The sequence below is a fragment of the Variovorax sp. UC74_104 genome, assembly GCF_044055375.1.
Lineage (GTDB): Bacteria > Pseudomonadota > Gammaproteobacteria > Burkholderiales > Burkholderiaceae_C > Variovorax.
On the sequence record NZ_CP171978.1, the window covers coordinates 3319093 to 3335851 of the forward strand.

15 protein-coding genes and 1 pseudogene are annotated in these 16759 nt (G+C 67.8%); 11 read left to right on the forward strand and 5 right to left on the reverse strand.

The annotated features are described in order from the left end of the window. Nucleotides 1–8 precede the first annotated feature (8 nt). The 3 genes from ACHMXA_RS15455 to ACHMXA_RS15465 are packed head-to-tail and all read right to left on the reverse strand — an operon-like array spanning nucleotide 9 to nucleotide 4161. The gene (locus ACHMXA_RS15455; RefSeq protein WP_176667530.1) at nucleotides 9–1631 is read right to left on the reverse strand and encodes an ABC transporter substrate-binding protein; all 1623 of its coding nucleotides are present in this window, start codon (nucleotides 1629–1631) and stop codon (nucleotides 9–11) included. 57 nt (nucleotides 1632–1688) lie between these two features. Beyond that, nucleotides 1689–2786 (reverse strand): C45 family peptidase, encoded by a 1098-nt coding sequence (locus ACHMXA_RS15460; protein WP_176667531.1) that lies wholly within the window; start codon nucleotides 2784–2786, stop codon nucleotides 1689–1691. 19 nt (nucleotides 2787–2805) lie between these two features. Continuing rightward, entirely contained in the window at nucleotides 2806–4161 is a 1356-nt protein-coding gene (locus ACHMXA_RS15465) for an aspartate aminotransferase family protein (protein ID WP_176667532.1), read from the reverse strand. Nucleotides 4162–4334: 173 nt separating this feature from the next. Here ACHMXA_RS15465 and ACHMXA_RS15470 point away from each other — a divergent pair, with 173 nt between their 5' ends. Next, a complete protein-coding gene (locus tag ACHMXA_RS15470) occupies nucleotides 4335–5273 on the forward strand; it encodes a GntR family transcriptional regulator (RefSeq protein WP_176667533.1) in 939 nt (312 codons plus the stop codon). A gap of 19 nt (nucleotides 5274–5292) precedes the next feature. Here ACHMXA_RS15470 and ACHMXA_RS15475 read toward each other — a convergent pair whose 3' ends face one another. After that, nucleotides 5293–5676 carry a response regulator gene (locus ACHMXA_RS15475; RefSeq protein ID WP_176667534.1) on the reverse strand — a complete coding sequence of 128 codons (384 nt, stop codon included), beginning with the start codon at nucleotides 5674–5676 and terminating at the stop codon, nucleotides 5293–5295. Between the two features lie 275 nt (nucleotides 5677–5951). Between ACHMXA_RS15475 and ACHMXA_RS15480 the strand changes: the two genes are divergently transcribed. The 5 genes and pseudogenes from ACHMXA_RS15480 to ACHMXA_RS15500 all read left to right on the forward strand — a co-directional run bounded on the left by ACHMXA_RS15480 (nucleotide 5952) and on the right by ACHMXA_RS15500 (nucleotide 9596). After that, complete coding sequence (locus ACHMXA_RS15480) at nucleotides 5952–6737, forward strand: acetoacetate decarboxylase family protein (protein WP_176667535.1); 786 nt, start codon at nucleotides 5952–5954, stop codon at nucleotides 6735–6737. 109 nt (nucleotides 6738–6846) lie between these two features. Further along, nucleotides 6847–7095: pseudogene (locus ACHMXA_RS15485) on the forward strand (AraC family ligand binding domain-containing protein); the annotation flags it as partial. A 26-nt stretch (nucleotides 7096–7121) separates the two neighbouring features. After that, nucleotides 7122–7592 carry a helix-turn-helix transcriptional regulator gene (locus ACHMXA_RS15490; RefSeq protein ID WP_395315747.1) on the forward strand — a complete coding sequence of 157 codons (471 nt, stop codon included), beginning with the start codon at nucleotides 7122–7124 and terminating at the stop codon, nucleotides 7590–7592. A gap of 13 nt (nucleotides 7593–7605) precedes the next feature. Next, a complete protein-coding gene (gene dusA / locus ACHMXA_RS15495) occupies nucleotides 7606–8631 on the forward strand; it encodes a tRNA dihydrouridine(20/20a) synthase DusA (protein WP_256099163.1) in 1026 nt (341 codons plus the stop codon). 179 nt (nucleotides 8632–8810) lie between these two features. Continuing rightward, a complete protein-coding gene (locus ACHMXA_RS15500) occupies nucleotides 8811–9596 on the forward strand; it encodes an IclR family transcriptional regulator (RefSeq protein ID WP_176667538.1) in 786 nt (261 codons plus the stop codon). A 134-nt stretch (nucleotides 9597–9730) separates the two neighbouring features. Here ACHMXA_RS15500 and ACHMXA_RS15505 read toward each other — a convergent pair whose 3' ends face one another. Further along, nucleotides 9731–10372: a GntR family transcriptional regulator gene (locus ACHMXA_RS15505; RefSeq protein ID WP_176667539.1), complete on the reverse strand. Its 642-nt coding sequence runs from the start codon at nucleotides 10370–10372 to the stop codon at nucleotides 9731–9733. Between the two features lie 132 nt (nucleotides 10373–10504). On the opposite strand from ACHMXA_RS15505, the gene scpA reads away from it, so the two are divergent. Genes scpA through ACHMXA_RS15530 form a run of 5 tightly spaced genes read left to right on the forward strand, consistent with a single transcriptional unit; the run spans nucleotide 10505 to nucleotide 16750 of the window. Beyond that, nucleotides 10505–12667, forward strand: a complete 2163-nt coding sequence (scpA, locus tag ACHMXA_RS15510) for a methylmalonyl-CoA mutase (protein ID WP_176667540.1) — start codon at nucleotides 10505–10507, stop codon at nucleotides 12665–12667. Between the two features lie 11 nt (nucleotides 12668–12678). After that, complete coding sequence (locus tag ACHMXA_RS15515; RefSeq protein WP_019653178.1) at nucleotides 12679–13152, forward strand: GNAT family N-acetyltransferase; 474 nt, start codon at nucleotides 12679–12681, stop codon at nucleotides 13150–13152. 47 nt (nucleotides 13153–13199) lie between these two features. Then, nucleotides 13200–14183 (forward strand): methylmalonyl Co-A mutase-associated GTPase MeaB, encoded by a 984-nt coding sequence (gene meaB, locus ACHMXA_RS15520; protein WP_176667616.1) that lies wholly within the window; start codon nucleotides 13200–13202, stop codon nucleotides 14181–14183. Further along, on the forward strand, nucleotides 14171–15184 hold the full coding sequence (locus ACHMXA_RS15525; RefSeq protein WP_395315748.1) for a hypothetical protein: 1014 nt from the start codon (nucleotides 14171–14173) through the stop codon (nucleotides 15182–15184). Before meaB ends, ACHMXA_RS15525 begins: the two co-directional genes overlap by 13 nt. 21 nt (nucleotides 15185–15205) lie before the next feature. Next, entirely contained in the window at nucleotides 15206–16750 is a 1545-nt protein-coding gene (locus tag ACHMXA_RS15530) for an acyl-CoA carboxylase subunit beta (RefSeq protein WP_019653176.1), read from the forward strand. The last annotated feature ends 9 nt before the right edge of the window (nucleotides 16751–16759 follow it).

Genomic DNA, 16759 nt, shown 5'->3' on the forward strand with positions numbered 1-16759 from the left:
GGCTCCGTTCAGCCGGCGGCGGCCAGCCGCACGTTCCAGAACCTCGGCTTGGCCGGCGCCCAGCCCTTGAAGCCGAGCACGTTCTTGCGCATGGCGGTGGCGTCGCTGGCGTTGAAGAGCACGATCATCGGCACGTCCTGCAGCATCTGCCTGTGCATCTCGTCGAACAGCACCTGGCGGCGCGCCTTGTCGCGCGTGACCATCGACTCGGCCAGCCGCGGCTGGGCGTAGGCGCTGTCCCAGACCTTGCGCGGCTGCGCGGCCTTGTCGCCCGACACCATCTCGAAATTGAGCGAGGGATCGATGCGCGCCGAGTAGATGAAGGCCATGCTCTGGTACTGGCCCTTGGTGTAGCGGTCGAGCTGCGTGGCCCAGTCGAGCACCTCCAGCTCGATGTTGATGCCCGCCTCGGAGGCCATGGCCTGCACCAGCACCGCGGCCGAGTACAGGGCCTCGTAGCGCTTGTTGGCGATCATGCGGATCGGCTGGTTGCGGTAGCCGGCCTCGGCCAGCAGCTTCTTCGCGGCGGCGATGTCGCGCTTGAAGCCGCCGGCCTGCACCGCGTCGTAGTAGGGGCTGGAAGAAGGCACCACCGAGTTGTTGACCGGCGAGAGGCCCTCGGTGACGGAACGTGCGATCTCGGGCGTGTCAAGCGACAGCGCCAGCGCGCGGCGGATGCGCACGTCCTTGAGCACCGGGTCGCTGGTCTGCAGCAGCAGCGCGACCATCGACATCACCGGCGTGGTGTCGACCAGCACGTCGGAGCGCTTGCGCATCTCGACCACGTCGGCCGGACTGGGGTTGACGAATGCGTCGATGCCGCCGCTGTAGAGCGCGGCCTTGGCTGCGGCGGAATCGGGAATGACGACGAAGCGCAGGGTCTCGATCTCGGCCTTCTTGCCGCCGGCCAGTCCGTCGCGCGGCTCGGCGCGCGAGGTGTAGCCGTCGAAGCGCGTGAGCTCCACGTACTGGCCGCGCTTCCACTCCTTGAGCTTGTAGGGGCCCGTGCCCACGGGCTCCTTCCACTGGCCGTCGGGACCGACCGAGCTGCGGTGCAGGATGGCGGCGCCGCCGCAGTCGGGCCGGGCCATCATGGTGAGGAAGAGCGCGCTCGCGCGCTCCAGCTTGAACACCACCGTCTTCGGGTTGGGCGCCTCCACCGAGAGCACCTTGGTCATGCCCTTGCCGTCGAACTCGGGCAGGCAGCGCCAGCCGCCGGCGGGCTTGAGATAGCGCTGCCAGTTCCAGACCACGTCGTCGGCCGTGAGCGTGGCGCCGTTCTGGAACTTCACGCCCTCGCGCAGCGTGAAGGTGTAGGTCAGGCCGTCGGCCGAGGTGTCGACCTTGCTCGCCAGCATCGGGCCCACCGAGGTGTCCTCGCGCAGCGCGACCAGCCCCTCTGCCACGTGGAGCAGCACGTTGTCGGTGTTGTCGTCGCGGTTGCCGCCGGGGTCGGTGCTGCGGATGTCGGAATTGATCTGGATGCGCAGCGTCTGGCCCGCGCCCACCACCGGCTGGGCGAGCGCGGGCACAGCGGCTGCCAGGCCGAGCGCCAGGGCGGCGACCAGCGAGGCTGGCGATGCTGTCGATGCGGAGGGTGGGCGGGACGGAGGAACGGGGACTTTCTTCATGGCAACACTCCTGGCGTGGGCGGTCTCGGCGGCGTTAGGACGTTCTGGCGTTCGGGTTCAGAGCGAATATTCGGTGAAGCGATGGGCCCTGAAGGGCGCCGGGGCGATGCGCATCTTCCGTGCCGCCGGGTCCATGACGATCGTCGCCACCGTGGCCGACGAGGCGCCGCCAGGCCCCGCACTCGGGCTGCGGCATACGGCGCGCGGCGCGCCGAAGCGGTCCTGCAGCGCGTCGAGCACGTCCTGTTCGCCAAGAAGGCCTGCCGCGCGCCGGTTGTGCAGCGCCTCGGTCACGCGGCGGTCGCGGTAGAGCGAGTCGGGCGTGGTCTCCAGGCTGCGGTCCACCACGCGCGCGAGCGCGGCCGGCGTCTTGAAGTGGTTGGCATGCACCAGGATGCCGCCCTCGGGCTGCTGCCAGAACACCTGCTCGGGGCAGGTCTCCAGGCTCACGGCCTCGCCCTCGGCGTGCGTGACGATCATGTTGTTGGAGATGGAGCGCGCAGTGCGGCACACCACGCCAAGCGCGTTGGCGTACAGCTCCGACTGCAGGATGCCGCGGCGGATCAGCGCCAGCGGCACGCCCTGCTGCCTGCCGTCGCTGTCGGCCTTGATGAAGTTGCCGGTGACGGCGATGCCCGCGCTGTTGAGGCCGGCGCGCGCCAGCGTGCCCGCCTCGGCGAAGGTCAGCATCGACGGGCCCTTGGCGGGCTGGATGCGCAGCACGATGCCCAGCTCCAGGCTCTCCACGCGCCAGTCCCAGTTCTGCGCATGGATGAGCCGGCCCTCGCGCGAGGCCGAAGGCATCACCACCACGCCGGTGCAGCCGTCGGGCGGCTCGGTGGCTTCGAGCTGCTGGAAGGCGTAGAGCATCTCGCTGCGCGCGTTCAGCGCCACTATGTCTTCCGGCGGCACGCCGGCACCTTCGGCAACGCCCTCGATCTCGCGCAGCATGCCGGCGTCGAAGGCCTCGATCACCGGCATGAAGCGGCGTGCGAGCGCGCGGGTGCGGTCCCAGCTCAGGCCCACGCGCTCGAAGGCTGCGCGGTAGGTGCGCAGGCTCAGGTCGATGCGGTCGCCGGCGGCGCGGCCGTACTGCTGGCCGCACTGGCGGGCGTCGCCTTCGATGTCGTAGAGGGGAAACGATTCGATGTCCATCTGGTGCTTTCGTGTGTGTTCAGGCTGCGGCGTCGGTGGGACGGGCGGTTTGCGCGATGGCGGCGCGCAGGCTGTCGACGATCTGGTCGACGTGCCGGCGCTCCAGCGTGAAGGGCGGCGACAGCGCGATGGTGTCGCCCACCGAGCGCACCAGCACGCCGCCCTGATCCACGCAATGCTGGGCCACCGCCTGCGCGTGGGTGCCCGCGCCCTCGACCCAGGGCTGCAGTTCGATGCCGGCCAGCAGGCCGACGTTGCGCACGTCGATCACGCCCGGCAGACCGCGCAGGGCGTGCAGGCATTCCTCGAAGTAGGGCGCGGTGGCCGCCGCCTGTGCGATCAGGCCGTCCTGCGTGTAGGCGTCGAGCGTGGCCATCGCCGCGGCGCAGGCCAGCGGATGGCCCGAGTAGGTGTAGCCGTGCGAAAGCTCGATGCCGCTCACGCTGCCTTGCATGAAGGCGTCGTGCACTTCGTCGCGCAGCAGTACCGCGCCCATGGGCACCGCGCCGTTGGTCAGGCCCTTGGCGGTGGTGATGAGGTCGGGCGTCACGCCGAACAGATCGGCCGCGAAGTTGGTGCCCAGGCGGCCGAAGCCGGTGATGACCTCGTCGAAGATCAGCAGGATGCCGTGCTTGTCGCAGATCTCGCGCAGGCGCTTGAGGTAGCCGCGCGGCGGCGGCAGCACGCCGGTGGAGCCGGCCACCGGCTCGACGATCACGGCCGCGACGGTCGATGCGTCATGCAGCGCGATCAGGGCCTCCAGCGCGTCGGCCTTCTCGATGCCGTGCGCCGGCTCGCCGCGCGAGAAGGCGTTGCGCGCCAGGTCGAGCGTGTGCGGCAGGTGGTCCACGCCGTTGAGCAGCGGCCCGAAGGTGCTGCGCTGGCGGCCGATGCCGCCCACCGAGATGCCGCCGAAGCCCACGCCGTGATAGGCGCGCTCGCGGCCGATAAGCCGGTAGCGGCCCGCGTCGCCCCTCGCGCGGTGGTAGGCCAGCGCGATCTTCAGCGCCGTGTCGACCGACTCGGAGCCCGAGTTGGTGAAGAACACGTGGTTCATGCCGGCCGGCGCCATCTCGGCCAGGCGCTGCGCGAGCACGAAGGCGCCCGGGTGGCCGATCTGGAAGTTCGAGGCGTAGTCGAGCACGTCGATCTGCGCCTTCATCGCGGCGCTGATGCGCGGGTGGCGGTGCCCGGCGTTCACGCACCACAGGCCCGCGATCGCGTCGAGCACGCGGCGGCCGTCGGCCAGGTCGTAATGAAGGCCTTCGCCGCCGACGATGAGGCGCGGCGATTGCTTGAACTTGCGGTTGGGGGTGAAGGGCATCCAGAACGCGTCGAGCGACGCGGGGGAGGCGAGGGTGTCGGCAAGGGCCACGAGATAGTTCTCCGTTGGGAAAGCGACCCGGCTCCTGGGTCGTCGTGGGGCCGATCTTGAAACTCGAATTGTATTTTTGGCGCGGGATATACATGGTTTTTTCAGGGCAAAAATACAAAAGCCGGGCGATGATCGGCGCCTGAATTTCCACCCCGCGATTCCGGAGACCCTGGATGGCATCCCAGACGGACGACCGACCCACCGCATCGCCCACGACCGCCGCTCCGCTCGTCCAGCGCGTGAGCCGCTATGTGCTCGACCAGGCGCTGGCCGGCGGCTACGAGAGCGGCCATCACCTCACCGAATCCGAACTCGCCGGCCGGCTGGGCATCTCCCGCACCCCGGTGCGCGCGGCGCTGCGCTTCCTGCATGAACGGGCGCTGCTGGCGCACACGCCGAACCGCGGCTACACCCTGCTCGCCGATCGCAACGCATTGGCGCGGGCCCGGCGCGAGATGCCCGAGGACGAGGAAAAGACACTCTATTACCGCCTGCTGCGCGACCGTCTCTCCGGCAAGCTGCCCACGCGAGTCAACGAACTGGAACTGGCGCAGGCCTATGCCGTGCCCCGGCCGCTGTTGCGCACCGTGCTCACCACGCTGCTACAAGACGGCGTGCTGCGCGGTCGCCACTACCAGCGCTGGGAATTCACCGAGACGCTGGATTCGGTCGAGAGCGAGCGCGAGAGCTACCGGTTTCGCCTGACCGTCGAATGCGCCGGGCTGCGCGAGCCGGGCTTCCGGGTTGACCTGCAGCGGCTGCGCGCCTGCCGCGAGCGCCAGCAGGGGCTGCTCGCGCAGGCGTCGCGTTATTCATGGATGGATTTCTTCGAGGCCAACGCGCAGTTCCACGAACTGCTGGCCAGCGCTTCGGGCAACCGCTTCTTTCTCGATGCGGTGCAGCAGCAGAACCGGCTGCGGCGCATGTCCGACCTCTCGGACTACCCGCTGGTGAACATCGACCTGCTGCACAAGTCCTGCCATGAGCACCTCGCGATCCTCGATGCGGTTGAACTCGGCGATCTCGAAACCGCCGCCGAGCACATGCGCCAGCATCTGAGCCGTGCCAGCGACCTGGTCGAACAGCGTGTGACGGGCGTGTTGGGGGATTGACTGGCCGGGGCTGCGGTGCTCAGCGCCGCGGCGAGATGTTCAGCTTCTTGCAGAAGTCGTAGAAGGCCTCGAGCTCCAGCGACTTGTCGAACACCGCATCCACGCCCGCCGAGAGCGCACCCTCGCGCACTTCGGAAGTCGCGTGGTTCATCAGCACCACGGTGCGTTGTGCGGGCGACTTGTGTTCCTGCAGGTATTGCGCCACGGTGAGACCGTTGCCCTCGGCCAGGAAGATGTCGATGACCGCCGCGTCCCATTCCTGCGGGTTCTGCCTGAGCCAGTCGATGGCGCTGCCCGAGGTGGCGGCGGTGCCGATCACGTCGCAGTCGGCGAATTCCTGCAGGCCGTCGGTCAATGTGGTGGCGATCAGGGGGTTGTCTTCTATCAGGTAGATACGGGTCATTGTTCGCAGTCGGTGCTTCTCGTTCTGTTCTGTCTTTGCTCTCTTGCCGGCTTGTCTCGGGCCGACCGGGGCATTGTCCCTGCCGGCGCGGCGTGTCGAGTCGGACAACGCCTTCATCTGCCGTAGAACCCTGCGCGGGAGAAGAAAAAGAAAGGGAAGGAACGGAAAGTGCTGCGGGACGAGGGATCGGGATCACTGGCGTACAAGACGTGGTGGCGCGCACGGCCATATCGTGCGGCGGTCTTCAACAACGGCCTCGCCCGCAGCGCATCGTCATGCCGCAATCTTTTACGCCTCCTTTCACATCCTCCGGCCGCAGCGCGCTGGTGCAGGCTCCGCCCTGGCACTACGCGGGCTGGCTCGTCAACATCGCCTTCGACTTCGATGCCGCGTGCGGCGCCGCGCTGGTGCCGGCCGAACTGGGAACGGCCACCGGCAAGGGCTGCGTCCATTTCGCGGACTGGCAGTACTGCGGCGACGACGGTCGCGAGCTGCTAGACCCGGTGTATGCGCAGTACCGCGAGACCATCGTGGTGCTCGAGTTCGCGCCGAAGGACGGTGCAGGCGATGCGCGCTTCTTCCATTGCCCGCTGATCTACGTCGACCAGGACATCTCGCTGCTGCGCGGCTGGCTGCAGGGCTGGCCCAAGAAGATCGGGCAGACCTGGCTCACGCGCAGCATGCCGCTGATCCATCCGGCGGCGGCGCCGCTTGCCGCGGGAAGCCGTCTCGGCGCAAGCCTCAGCGTGAAGGAGCGGCGCCTGGTGGATGCCTCGGTCACGCTGTCGGGCGAGAAGGCGGGGCGGCTGGGTTTTCTTTCCGCGCCGACCGTGGGCGCCATCGGCTGGCCCGACCTGACGCAGCCGGGCATCGCGGCGCGGCCGCGCTACTTGCGCGCCGACATCATCGACCGCGTCGAGCCGGGCTGGACCGCTGGCAGCGCGACATTGAAATTCCACGAGCATCCGGTCGAGGAACTGGCATCGCTCGGCCCGGTGGAGGCCACGGGCGCGAGCGCCGGCTGGATGGGCCTCACCGTGCGCGGTGCCATCGCGGCGTGACGCCGCCGGCCGCGCTACCCTTTGCGGGATGAGCCGCAACCTGCCCGCAAGCCCACCCGCCTCGCACGTGATCGGCCTGCCGATGGAAGGCGGCACGCAGATCGAGGCCATGTTCGCAGCCGATCCCAAGGCACGCTTCGAGCTGCACTGGCACGCGGAGTGGAGCGTGGGCGCTATCCTGGAAGGCCGCTGCGAGTTCACCTGCGCCGGAGAGCGGCAGGTGGCGCAGGCCGGCGACATCGTGCTGATGGCGCCCTTCATGCTGCATACGGCCGGCGTCAGCGCGCAGGGCTTTCGGATGGTGATGCTCTACGTGCCGCACGCCTGGGCGAGCGGGCGCCTGGGGTGGCCGCCCGGCCTGCGAGGCACGCTGGGGCAGGGCGTGTGGCGCGACGCGGACATGCCGAGGCGCTGGCATCCGCCGCGCAGGCGGAAGACGGCGCGCAGGTCGGCCGCTTGCTGGAAGAGATTCTTCGCGCGCAGGCCGATGGCGAACTCGTGCCGGTCGAGCGCCACATGGGCGACGCGCGCGTGGAGGCTGTCTGCGAGGCGCTGGCGACGGAGGATGCCTGCCAGATCGATCCGGCCGGGCTGGCGCGGCGGCTGGGGGTGTCGCGGGAGCACTTCCATCGCCTTTTCCGCGTGGCCGTGGGCATGACGCCGGCCCACTATGCGCGGCTCGCGCGCATCGGGCGGGCCAAGGCGCTGCTGCGCGACGGCCACGCGGCGGCGGAGGTGGCGGCGCAGTGCGGTTTCGTCGACCAGGCGCACTTCTCGCGCTGGTTCCGCCGCTGCTTCGGCGTGACGCCGGGCAACTACATGGCCGGCCGGGAGCGCATGGAAAGGGCCGCGTGAGAAACTAGCGGGCTTGCCGGCCCGGCGTCGGGGCTGGCGATCACAGCCACAGGAATCCCGCGTTTTGGAAGAGAAGGTCGTCTCCGTTGCACCCATGATGGACTGGACTGACAGGTTTTGTCGGTACTTTCATCGCCTGCTGTCGCGTCGTGCGCTGCTCTATACCGAGATGGTCACGACCGGCGCGCTGATGCATGGCGACGTGCCGCGCCACCTGCGCTTCAACGCCGAGGAGCACCCTGTCGCGCTGCAACTCGGCGGCAGCGAGCCGGCCGACCTGGCGCATTGCGCGAAGCTCGGCGAGGAATGGGGCTACGACGAGATCAACCTGAACTGCGGCTGCCCCAGCGAGCGGGTGCAGCGCGGTGCCTTCGGCGCCTGCCTCATGAACGAGCCGCAGCTGGTGGCCGATTGCGTGAAGGCGATGGTCGACGTGGTCGGCATCCCGGTGACGGTCAAGCACCGCATCGGCATCGACAAGATCGAGAGCTACGAGTTCGTGCGCGACTTCGTCGGCAAGGTGAGCGAGGCCGGCTGCAACACTTTCATCGTGCATGCGCGCAACGCCTGGCTGCAGGGCCTGAGCCCGAAGCAGAACCGCGAGATCCCGCCGCTGCGCTATGAACTCGTGCACCGGCTGAAGCACGAGTTTCCCGACCTGCACATCGCCATCAACGGCGGCATCACCGTCAACGCGCAGGTGCACGAGCATCTGCGGCTGCTCGACGGCGTGATGGTGGGGCGCGAGGCGTACCACAACCCCTGGTGGCTCGCCGAATGGGACGCCGAGTTCTTCGGCGCTGGCGAGCAGACGCTGACGCGCGAAGAGGTCGAGTCGCTCATGTGCGACTACATGGCTCGCGAGGCGGCCGAGCACGGCACGCACTGGTGGCCGATCGCGCGCCACATGCTGGGCCTGCGCAACGGCCTGCCGGGAGCGCGCCGCTGGCGGCAGGTCTGGAGCGACCACCGGCTCAAGACCCTGCCGGCGCACGAAGTCATGGCGCTGGCTCGCGAGCCAGCCGTCCAGGCTGCCTGAACCTTTTTCCTCTTTTCGCGCGACTTCCTGCTTTTTCACGGGCCGACGCCGACCGGGCGCGGCTCCGTCGGCGCTCGCCTGAAACACTGTTCCGAAATTGCTACTTCACGATTAGTGGCGCGTCAACCGTTTTTTGCTGAAGAATGAGGAGCATCAGGGACATAAAAAGGTTTGGATACATGAGTGACGCGATTGGCGGCAAAGAAGAAGTAAGTGCACTCGCCAGAGGGCTCGCCCTCCTCAGAGTCATCGGAATGGCATCGGCTCCCATAGGCAATCGCGAACTGGCAGACACCACCGGCATCCCCAAGGCCACGGTATCGAGGCTCACCGCCACGCTGGTGAGTGCGGGGTATTTACGACAGTCCCAGGACAGCGAGCGCTTCAGCCTCGGTCCGGCGCTGCTGGACATGAGCAGCCGCTACCTGCGCCATTTCGACCTTCGGACCGTGGCGCGGCCGCACCTGGCGGCGCTGTCCGAGGCGGCTGGCGTGAGCGTGCACCTGGGCGTGCGCGACGAACTCGACATGCTCGTCATCGATTCGCTGCGGCCCCGCTCGGTGGTCATCAGCTCGCGCATCGAGGTGGGCACGCGCATGACCATCGCCACCTCGGCCGCAGGGCGTGCCTACCTCGCGGCGCTGCCCGAGGTGGAGCAGTCCGAACTGCTGGCGCAGATCCGGGCCGAGAGCGGAGAAAGCTGGGGCGCCATCGAGCCGGGCCTGATCTCGAGCCTGGACGAGTACGACGCGCTGGGCTACTGCGGCTCCTTCGGCGAATGGAACCCGCACATCCACGCCATCGGCTTCGCCCTGGAAGGCCCGCGCGGCGAGCGCTATTCGGTGAGCTGCGGCGGCCCCGCCTACCTGCTGCCCAAGGAAGCCATGGTGGGGCGCATAGCTCCGCTGCTCCTCGAAACCGCCCAGCGCCTGGCCAACGAAACCGGCACCCTCCGCCTGGACTGATTTCCTTCCCGGGGATGCGAAGCGACCCGAGGATTCGCGGGATACCGCGGGAACCGGCTTTGCCGGGCCGCAGGTATCGCCCCCGCGAGGGGGTTGGCGAAGCGACACGAAGTGCGCGAAGCCTGGGGGCGGTCTCAGTTCGCGGCTTCCAGCCCGTTCTGGAAGTGCTCGCGCATCCGGGCCATGGCGGCTTCCGCGTCGCGCGCCTCGATGGCTGCCATCACCGAGCGGTGCTCGGCCAGCGATTCGCCGATGCGGCCCGCCTTGAGCAGCGAGTTGTGCCGGTTGAGCTTCATCACCTTGCGCAGGTCGGCCACCATCTGGTCGCGCCACTTGTTGTTGGCGATGGCCAGCAGGCGCATGTGGAAGCGCTCGTTCACGGCGAAGAAATGTTCCCGGTCCTCCGGCGAGGCTGCGGCCTCAAGTTCGGCATGCAGCGCCTTCAGCTCGGCGCGCTGGGCGTCGGTGGCGCGCTCGGCCACCACGCCGGCGGCGTCGCTCTCCAGCAGAGAGAGCAGGTGGTAGACGTCGGCCAAATCCTGCTCCGACACCTCGGTCACGTAGGCGCCGCGGCGCACCTTCATCGTCACCAGGCCTTCCGCGGCCAGCACCTTCAGCGCCTCGCGCAGGGGGGTGCGGCTGATGCCGTATTCCTCGGCCAGCTTGAGTTCGTCGATCCAGCTGCCGGGCTCCAGCTCGCGGCGAAAGATCCGCTGGCGCAGCAGTTCGGCGACCTCTTCGTAGAGGGCGCGGGGGGTGAGGGTGACGGCGGACATGGGCCGGACTGTACTTCAAAAACGGTGTTTGAATTAATAATTATGGATCGGTTAGACTCGCGGCCGGCTTGCAGATCCCTGCAGGCGAATTTGCGAATACCCTGCAAGCAAGACACTGCGAACGGCCCCTTCATGAGCAGCAAACCCGAACCCTCTTTCAAGCAAGCCGATCTCGAAGCCTGGGCCAAGGCCGCAGCCAAGTCCGCACCCGGCGGCGACGTGAGCGCGCTGAACTGGATCACGCCCGACGGCATCACGGTGAAGCCGCTGTACACCGCCGCCGACCTGCAGGGCCTCAAGTACACCGACACGCTGCCGGGCTTCGAGCCCTACCTGCGCGGCCCGCAGGCCACCATGTACGCGGTGCGCCCCTGGACCATCCGCCAATACGCCGGCTTCTCCACCGCAGAGGAATCGAACGCCTTCTACCGCAAGGCGCTGGCCGCCGGCGGGCAGGGCGTGAGCGTGGCCTTCGACCTGGCCACCCACCGCGGCTACGACAGCGACCACCCGCGCGTGACCGGAGACGTCGGCAAGGCCGGCGTGGCGATCGACTCGGTCGAGGACATGAAGATCCTGTTCGACCAGATCCCGCTCGACAAGGTGAGCGTGTCCATGACGATGAACGGCGCCGTGCTGCCGGTGCTCGCGGGCTACGTGGTCGCGGCGGAAGAGCAGGGCGTGGCGCAGGACCAGCTCAGTGGAACCATCCAGAACGACATCCTCAAGGAGTTCATGGTCCGCAACACCTACATCTTCCCGCCCGCACCGAGCATGCGGATCATCGGCGACATCATCGAGTACACGGCGCAGAAGATGCCCAAGTTCAACTCGATCTCGATCAGCGGTTATCACATGCAGGAAGCCGGCGCCAACCAGGCGCTCGAGCTCGCCTTCACGCTGGCCGACGGCAAGGAATACGTGAAGACCGCGCTGGCCAAGGGCCTCGATGTGGACGGCTTCGCCGGCCGCCTGAGCTTCTTCTGGGCCATCGGCATGAACTTCTATCTCGAAGTCGCCAAGATGCGCGCCGCGCGCCTGCTGTGGTGCCGCATCATGAAGGAGTTCGAGCCGAAGAACCCCAAGAGCCTGATGCTGCGCACCCACTGCCAGACCTCCGGCTGGAGCCTCACCGAGCAGGACCCGTACAACAACGTGGTGCGCACCACCATCGAGGCGATGGCAGCGGTGTTCGGCGGCACGCAGAGCCTGCACACCAACGCGCTCGACGAGGCCATCGCGCTGCCCACCGAGTTCAGCGCGCGCATCGCGCGCAACACGCAGCTCATCATCCAGGAAGAGACCCACATCACCAACGTGATCGACCCCTGGGCCGGCAGCTACATGATGGAGAAGCTCACGCAGGACATGGCCGACGCGGCCTGGGCCATCATCGAGGAGGTCGAGGCGATGGGCGGCATGACCAAGGCGGTCGACAGCGGCTGGGCCAAGCTCAAGATCGAGGCCGCCGCCGCCGAGAAGCAGGCGCGCATCGACTCCGGCAAGGACGTGATCGTCGGCGTCAACAAGTACAAGCTGAAGAGCGAAGACGCGATCGACAGCCTCTCGATCGACAACGTGAAGGTGCGCGAGCAGCAGGTCGCGCGCCTGCAGAAGATCCGTGCCTCGCGCGATGGCGCCAAGGTGCAGGCTGCGCTCGACGCGCTCACCGAGGCCGCCGAGAACAACACCGGCAACCTGTTGGCCCTGAGCATCGATGCGGTGCGCCTGCGCGCCACGGTGGGCGAGATCTCCGATGCGCTCGAAAAATCGTTCGGCCGCCACCGCGCCGACACGCAGAAGGTGACCGGCGTGTACGCCGCCGCCTATGACTCCGCCGAGGGCTGGGAAACGCTCAAGACCGAGATCAACGCCTTCGCCGAAGAGCAGGGCCGCCGCCCGCGCGTGATGATCTCCAAGCTCGGCCAGGACGGCCATGACCGCGGCGCCAAGGTCGTCGCCACGGCCTTCGCCGACCTGGGCTTCGACGTGGACATGGGCCCGCTCTTCCAGACGCCCGAGGAATGCGCGCGCCAGGCCATCGAGAACGACGTGCACGCCGTCGGCGTCAGCACCCTCGCGGCCGGCCACAAGACCCTTGTGCCGGCCATCATCGACGAGCTGCGCAAGCAGGGCGCGGACGACATCATCGTGTTCGTCGGCGGCGTCATTCCGCGGCAGGACTACGAGTTCCTCTACGACGCCGGCGTCAAGGGCATCTACGGACCGGGCACACCCATTCCCGCCAGCGCCAAGGACGTGCTGGAGCAGATTCGCGCGGCGGTCACTGCCTGAGGCGCGCCGTCGTGAGCGATCTCTTGTCGCGGCTGTCGCTGCAGCCGGTGGATTCCAGCGATTTCGAGGCCATGCTGGCCCTGCGCATCGACGCGATGCGCCCGAGCCTGGAGCGCGTCGGCCGCTTCGACGTGGCGCGTTCGCGCGAACGCCTGAGCGCGGGCTTCGTGGTGCCGTACATGCACCACATCGTGCTCGACGGCGACCAGCGCATCGGCTTCGTCACGCTCAAGCCCGAGGACAGCGATGCGCTGCGCCTCGATCATCTCTACCTGCGCACCGGCTTCCAGGGCCTGGGCATCGGCGAATGGGTGCTCGAATGGGCCAAGTCGCAGGCGCGCGAGCAGCGGCTGGACATCAAGCTCACCGCGCTCGTCAAGAGCGACGCCAACCGCTTCTACCTGCGCCACGGCTTCGTGCTCGAGGGCGGCGAGGGCGTCGACCTGCATTACCGCTGGCGCGTGGCGTCGGAGGCTGCGTGCTGAGCGACAAGGCAAAGGTCCTGGAGAACGCGATCGCCGGCACCGAAGGCATGCCGCAGCGGCGCGCCATCGCCAAGGCGATCACGCTGCTCGAATCGACGCGCGACGACCACCGCGCGCAGGCCGACGAGCTGCTCACGGCGCTGCTGCCGCGCACGGGCAATTCCTTCCGACTTGGCATCTCGGGCGTGCCGGGCGTCGGCAAGTCGACCTTCATCGAGACGCTGGGCCTGCTGCTGATCGGCAAGGGGCATCGCGTGGCGGTGCTCACCATCGACCCGTCGTCCACTGTCTCGGGCGGCTCGATCCTCGGCGACAAGACGCGCATGGAGCGCCTCTCGGTGCACGAGCGCGCCTACATCCGGCCCAGCCCGTCGAGCGGCACGCTCGGCGGCGTGGCGGAGAAGACGCGCGAGGCGATGCTGGTGTGCGAAGCCGCTGGCTACGACATCGTGATCGTCGAGACCGTCGGCGTGGGCCAGAGCGAAACCGCGGTGGCCGGCATGACCGACATGTTCGTGCTCATGCAGCTGCCCAACGCAGGCGACGACCTGCAGGCCATCAAGAAGGGCGTGATGGAGCTGGCCGACCTCGTCGTCATTAACAAGGCCGACATCGACAAGGACGCCGCCACCCGCGCGCAGGCGCAGATTACCTCGGCGCTGCGGCTCTTCGGCCAGCATGGCCATCCAAATCATGCCCATCACGACGAGACCTTCTGGCACCCGCAAGCCATCCAGTTGAGCGCGTTGCTGGGGCAGGGCGTCGAGGCGTTCTGGACGCAGGTCGAGCGCTTTCGCATGCTGCAGGGCGCCAACGGCCGGCTCATGGCACGCCGCCAACTGCAGGCCAAGTCATGGATGTGGGACCGCATCGAAGCGGGGCTGCGCCATGCCTTCCGCCACCACCCGCGCGTGAAGGAAGAGCTGCCGGCGCTGCTGGGCCAGGTTGGCGCGCTTGAGCTGGCGCCGTCCACCGCGGCACGCCGTTTGCTCGGCCTTTACGCAGGCGACGAAACCGCATGGACTGGCTGAACGCCGACAGCATCGCGCGCGGCTTCGACACCGCGGCGGGCACCTTCGCCTGGGGCACGACCTTCGAGCAATTGGAGGCGCTGGGTCTGCGATCTGCGGATGCGGAACTTGGCTTGGGCGCCTGGCGCGTGCCGGGTGTGGATGTGCTGGGGTTGCGCAGCAGCCGCATGCAACTCATGGCGCCGTACCCGGGACGTCCGGTGATGCAGGTGTGGCACCGGCTCGACTTGCCCGAGAGCGAGTCGCACGTCGACTTCGTGCTGCGAGCGCATGCGCAACTGGTCGCGCAACTCAGCATGCCCGATTACGGCGAAATGCAACCGGCGCGCTTCAAGGAAGAGAACGCCTGGAATGTCGTCGTGAACGCCGGGTGGCGCGTGGGCGGTGTGAACGTGAGCGTCTCCTGGTACGGCGCGCCACGCAACGACGAAGCCGAGGGGAAGACCAGCGGCATCCTGTGCCTGGATTGGGACGACGAGATCGCCGCGGCCACGCCGTGGGTCGATGCGTGGCAGCAGGAACAAGTGACGCTCGACGCCATGCTGCGCCAGGCCCACACGGTGGCGAGGCTGCAGGCCGGCCCTGCGCACGAACAGGCGCTGAACCGCGGCAGCCCAGGGGACATCCGCGCGCTGATCACGGCACAGCGCGTGCTGCGCAGGCCGTCGCTGCACTTCACCGTGCCCGACTTCGCGCTGCTGAAGGGCAATGGCGCGGCCAACCACCAACTGGTGCTGTGGTCCGCGGCCTCCGGCGATGCCTGGGGCGTATCGGACATCCACAACACCGTGTATTGCCGCCACGGCGAAACACTCCGGGCGCAATGGGTGCAGGTGCTGCCGGCTAAAGGCGGCGGCTTCACCGACCTGTCGTTCGGACCGCTCTCCAACGCGCAGTCCTACTGCCCGCGCGAACGCTGCGGTGCCATCGCGCAATTCATGGACATCCTGGCCACCATGCCAGGCGCGTCGTTCCAGTACAGCGAAACCTACGACTGCTGATTTTTCAAAGAGGCTTTTCTCATGCAAGAACTGATCGAACAACTCGAAAAGCGCCGCGCCCAGGCGCGTCTCGGCGGCGGGCAGAAGCGCATCGACGCGCAGCACGCCAAGGGCAAGCTCACGGCGCGCGAGCGCATCGAGCTGCTGCTCGACGACAACACCTTCGAAGAGTGGGACATGTTCGTCGAGCACCGCTCGGTCGACTTCGGCATGGCCGAGCAGAAGGTGCCCGGCGACGGCGTGGTCACCGGCTACGGCATGATCAACGGCCGCCTGGTTTTCGTGTTCAGCCAGGACTTCACCGTCTTCGGCGGCGCGCTCAGCGAAGCGCATGCCGAGAAGATCTGCAAGGTGATGGACCAGGCGATGAAGGTCGGCGCACCGGTCATCGGCCTGAACGACTCGGGCGGCGCGCGCATCCAGGAAGGCGTGGCCTCGCTCGGCGGCTATGCCGACGTGTTCCAGCGCAACGTGATGGCCTCGGGCGTGGTGCCGCAGATCAGCATGATCATGGGCCCCTGCGCTGGCGGCGCCGTGTACTCGCCCGCCATGACCGACTTCATCTTCATGGTGAAGGATTCGAGCTACATGTTCGTCACCGGCCCCGAGGTGGTGAAGACCGTCACGCACGAGAGCGTGACCGCGGAGGAGCTCGGCGGCGCCATCACGCACACCACGCGCAGCGGCGTGGCCGACATGGCCTTCGAGAACGACGTGGAGGCGCTGATGATGCTGCGCCGCCTCTACAACTACCTGCCGCTGAACAACCGCGAGAAGCCGCCGGTGCGCCTGGGCAACAACGGCCTGGGCGACCCGGCCGACCGGCTCGACTACTCGCTCGACACGCTGGTGCCCGACAACCCGAACAAGCCCTACGACATCAAGGAACTCATCCTGAAAGTGGTGGACGACGGCGACTTCTTCGAGCTGCAGCCCGACTACGCGAAGAACATCGTGATCGGCTTCGCACGCATGGAAGGCCAGACCATCGGCATCGTCGCCAACCAGCCGCTGGTGCTGGCGGGCTGCCTCGACATCAAGAGCAGCATCAAGGCCGCGCGCTTCGTGCGCTTCTGCGATGCATTCAACATCCCGGTCGTCACCTTCGTCGACGTGCCCGGCTTCATGCCCGGCACGGGCCAGGAGTACGGCGGCATCATCAAGCACGGCGCGAAGCTGCTCTACGCGTACGCCGAGTGCACGGTGCCGAAGATCACCGTCATCACGCGCAAGGCCTACGGCGGCGCGTACGACGTGATGGCCTCCAAGCACCTGCGCGGCGACGTCAACCTCGCCTGGCCGCGCGCCGAGATCGCGGTGATGGGCGCCAAGGGCGCGGTGGAGATCATCTTCCGCGAGGACAAGAACGACCCTGAGAAGCTCGCCGCCCGCGAGGCCGAGTACAAGGCCCGCTTCGCGAACCCCTACGTGGCGGGCGCGCGCGGCTACATCGACGACGTGATCCTCCCGCACGAGACCCGCAAGCGCATCTGCCGCTCGCTGGTGATGCTGCGCGAGAAGAAGCTCGAGAACCCGTGGCGCAAGCACGGAAATATTCCACTGTGAGCGGTACGG

Coding starts and splice junctions, on each gene's coding strand:
- ACHMXA_RS15455 (WP_176667530.1), bottom strand. CDS start 1,631: ATGAAGAAAGTCCCCGTTCCTCCGTCCCGCCCACCCTCCGCATCGACA.
- ACHMXA_RS15460 (WP_176667531.1), bottom strand. CDS start 2,786: ATGGACATCGAATCGTTTCCCCTCTACGACATCGAAGGCGACGCCCGC.
- ACHMXA_RS15470 (WP_176667533.1), top strand. CDS start 4,335: ATGGCATCCCAGACGGACGACCGACCCACCGCATCGCCCACGACCGCC.
- ACHMXA_RS15475 (WP_176667534.1), bottom strand. CDS start 5,676: ATGACCCGTATCTACCTGATAGAAGACAACCCCCTGATCGCCACCACA.
- ACHMXA_RS15480 (WP_176667535.1), top strand. CDS start 5,952: ATGCCGCAATCTTTTACGCCTCCTTTCACATCCTCCGGCCGCAGCGCG.
- ACHMXA_RS15500 (WP_176667538.1), top strand. CDS start 8,811: ATGAGTGACGCGATTGGCGGCAAAGAAGAAGTAAGTGCACTCGCCAGA.
- ACHMXA_RS15505 (WP_176667539.1), bottom strand. CDS start 10,372: ATGTCCGCCGTCACCCTCACCCCCCGCGCCCTCTACGAAGAGGTCGCC.
- scpA (WP_176667540.1), top strand. CDS start 10,505: ATGAGCAGCAAACCCGAACCCTCTTTCAAGCAAGCCGATCTCGAAGCC.
- meaB (WP_176667616.1), top strand. CDS start 13,200: ATGCCGCAGCGGCGCGCCATCGCCAAGGCGATCACGCTGCTCGAATCG.
- ACHMXA_RS15525 (WP_395315748.1), top strand. CDS start 14,171: ATGGACTGGCTGAACGCCGACAGCATCGCGCGCGGCTTCGACACCGCG.
- ACHMXA_RS15530 (WP_019653176.1), top strand. CDS start 15,206: ATGCAAGAACTGATCGAACAACTCGAAAAGCGCCGCGCCCAGGCGCGT.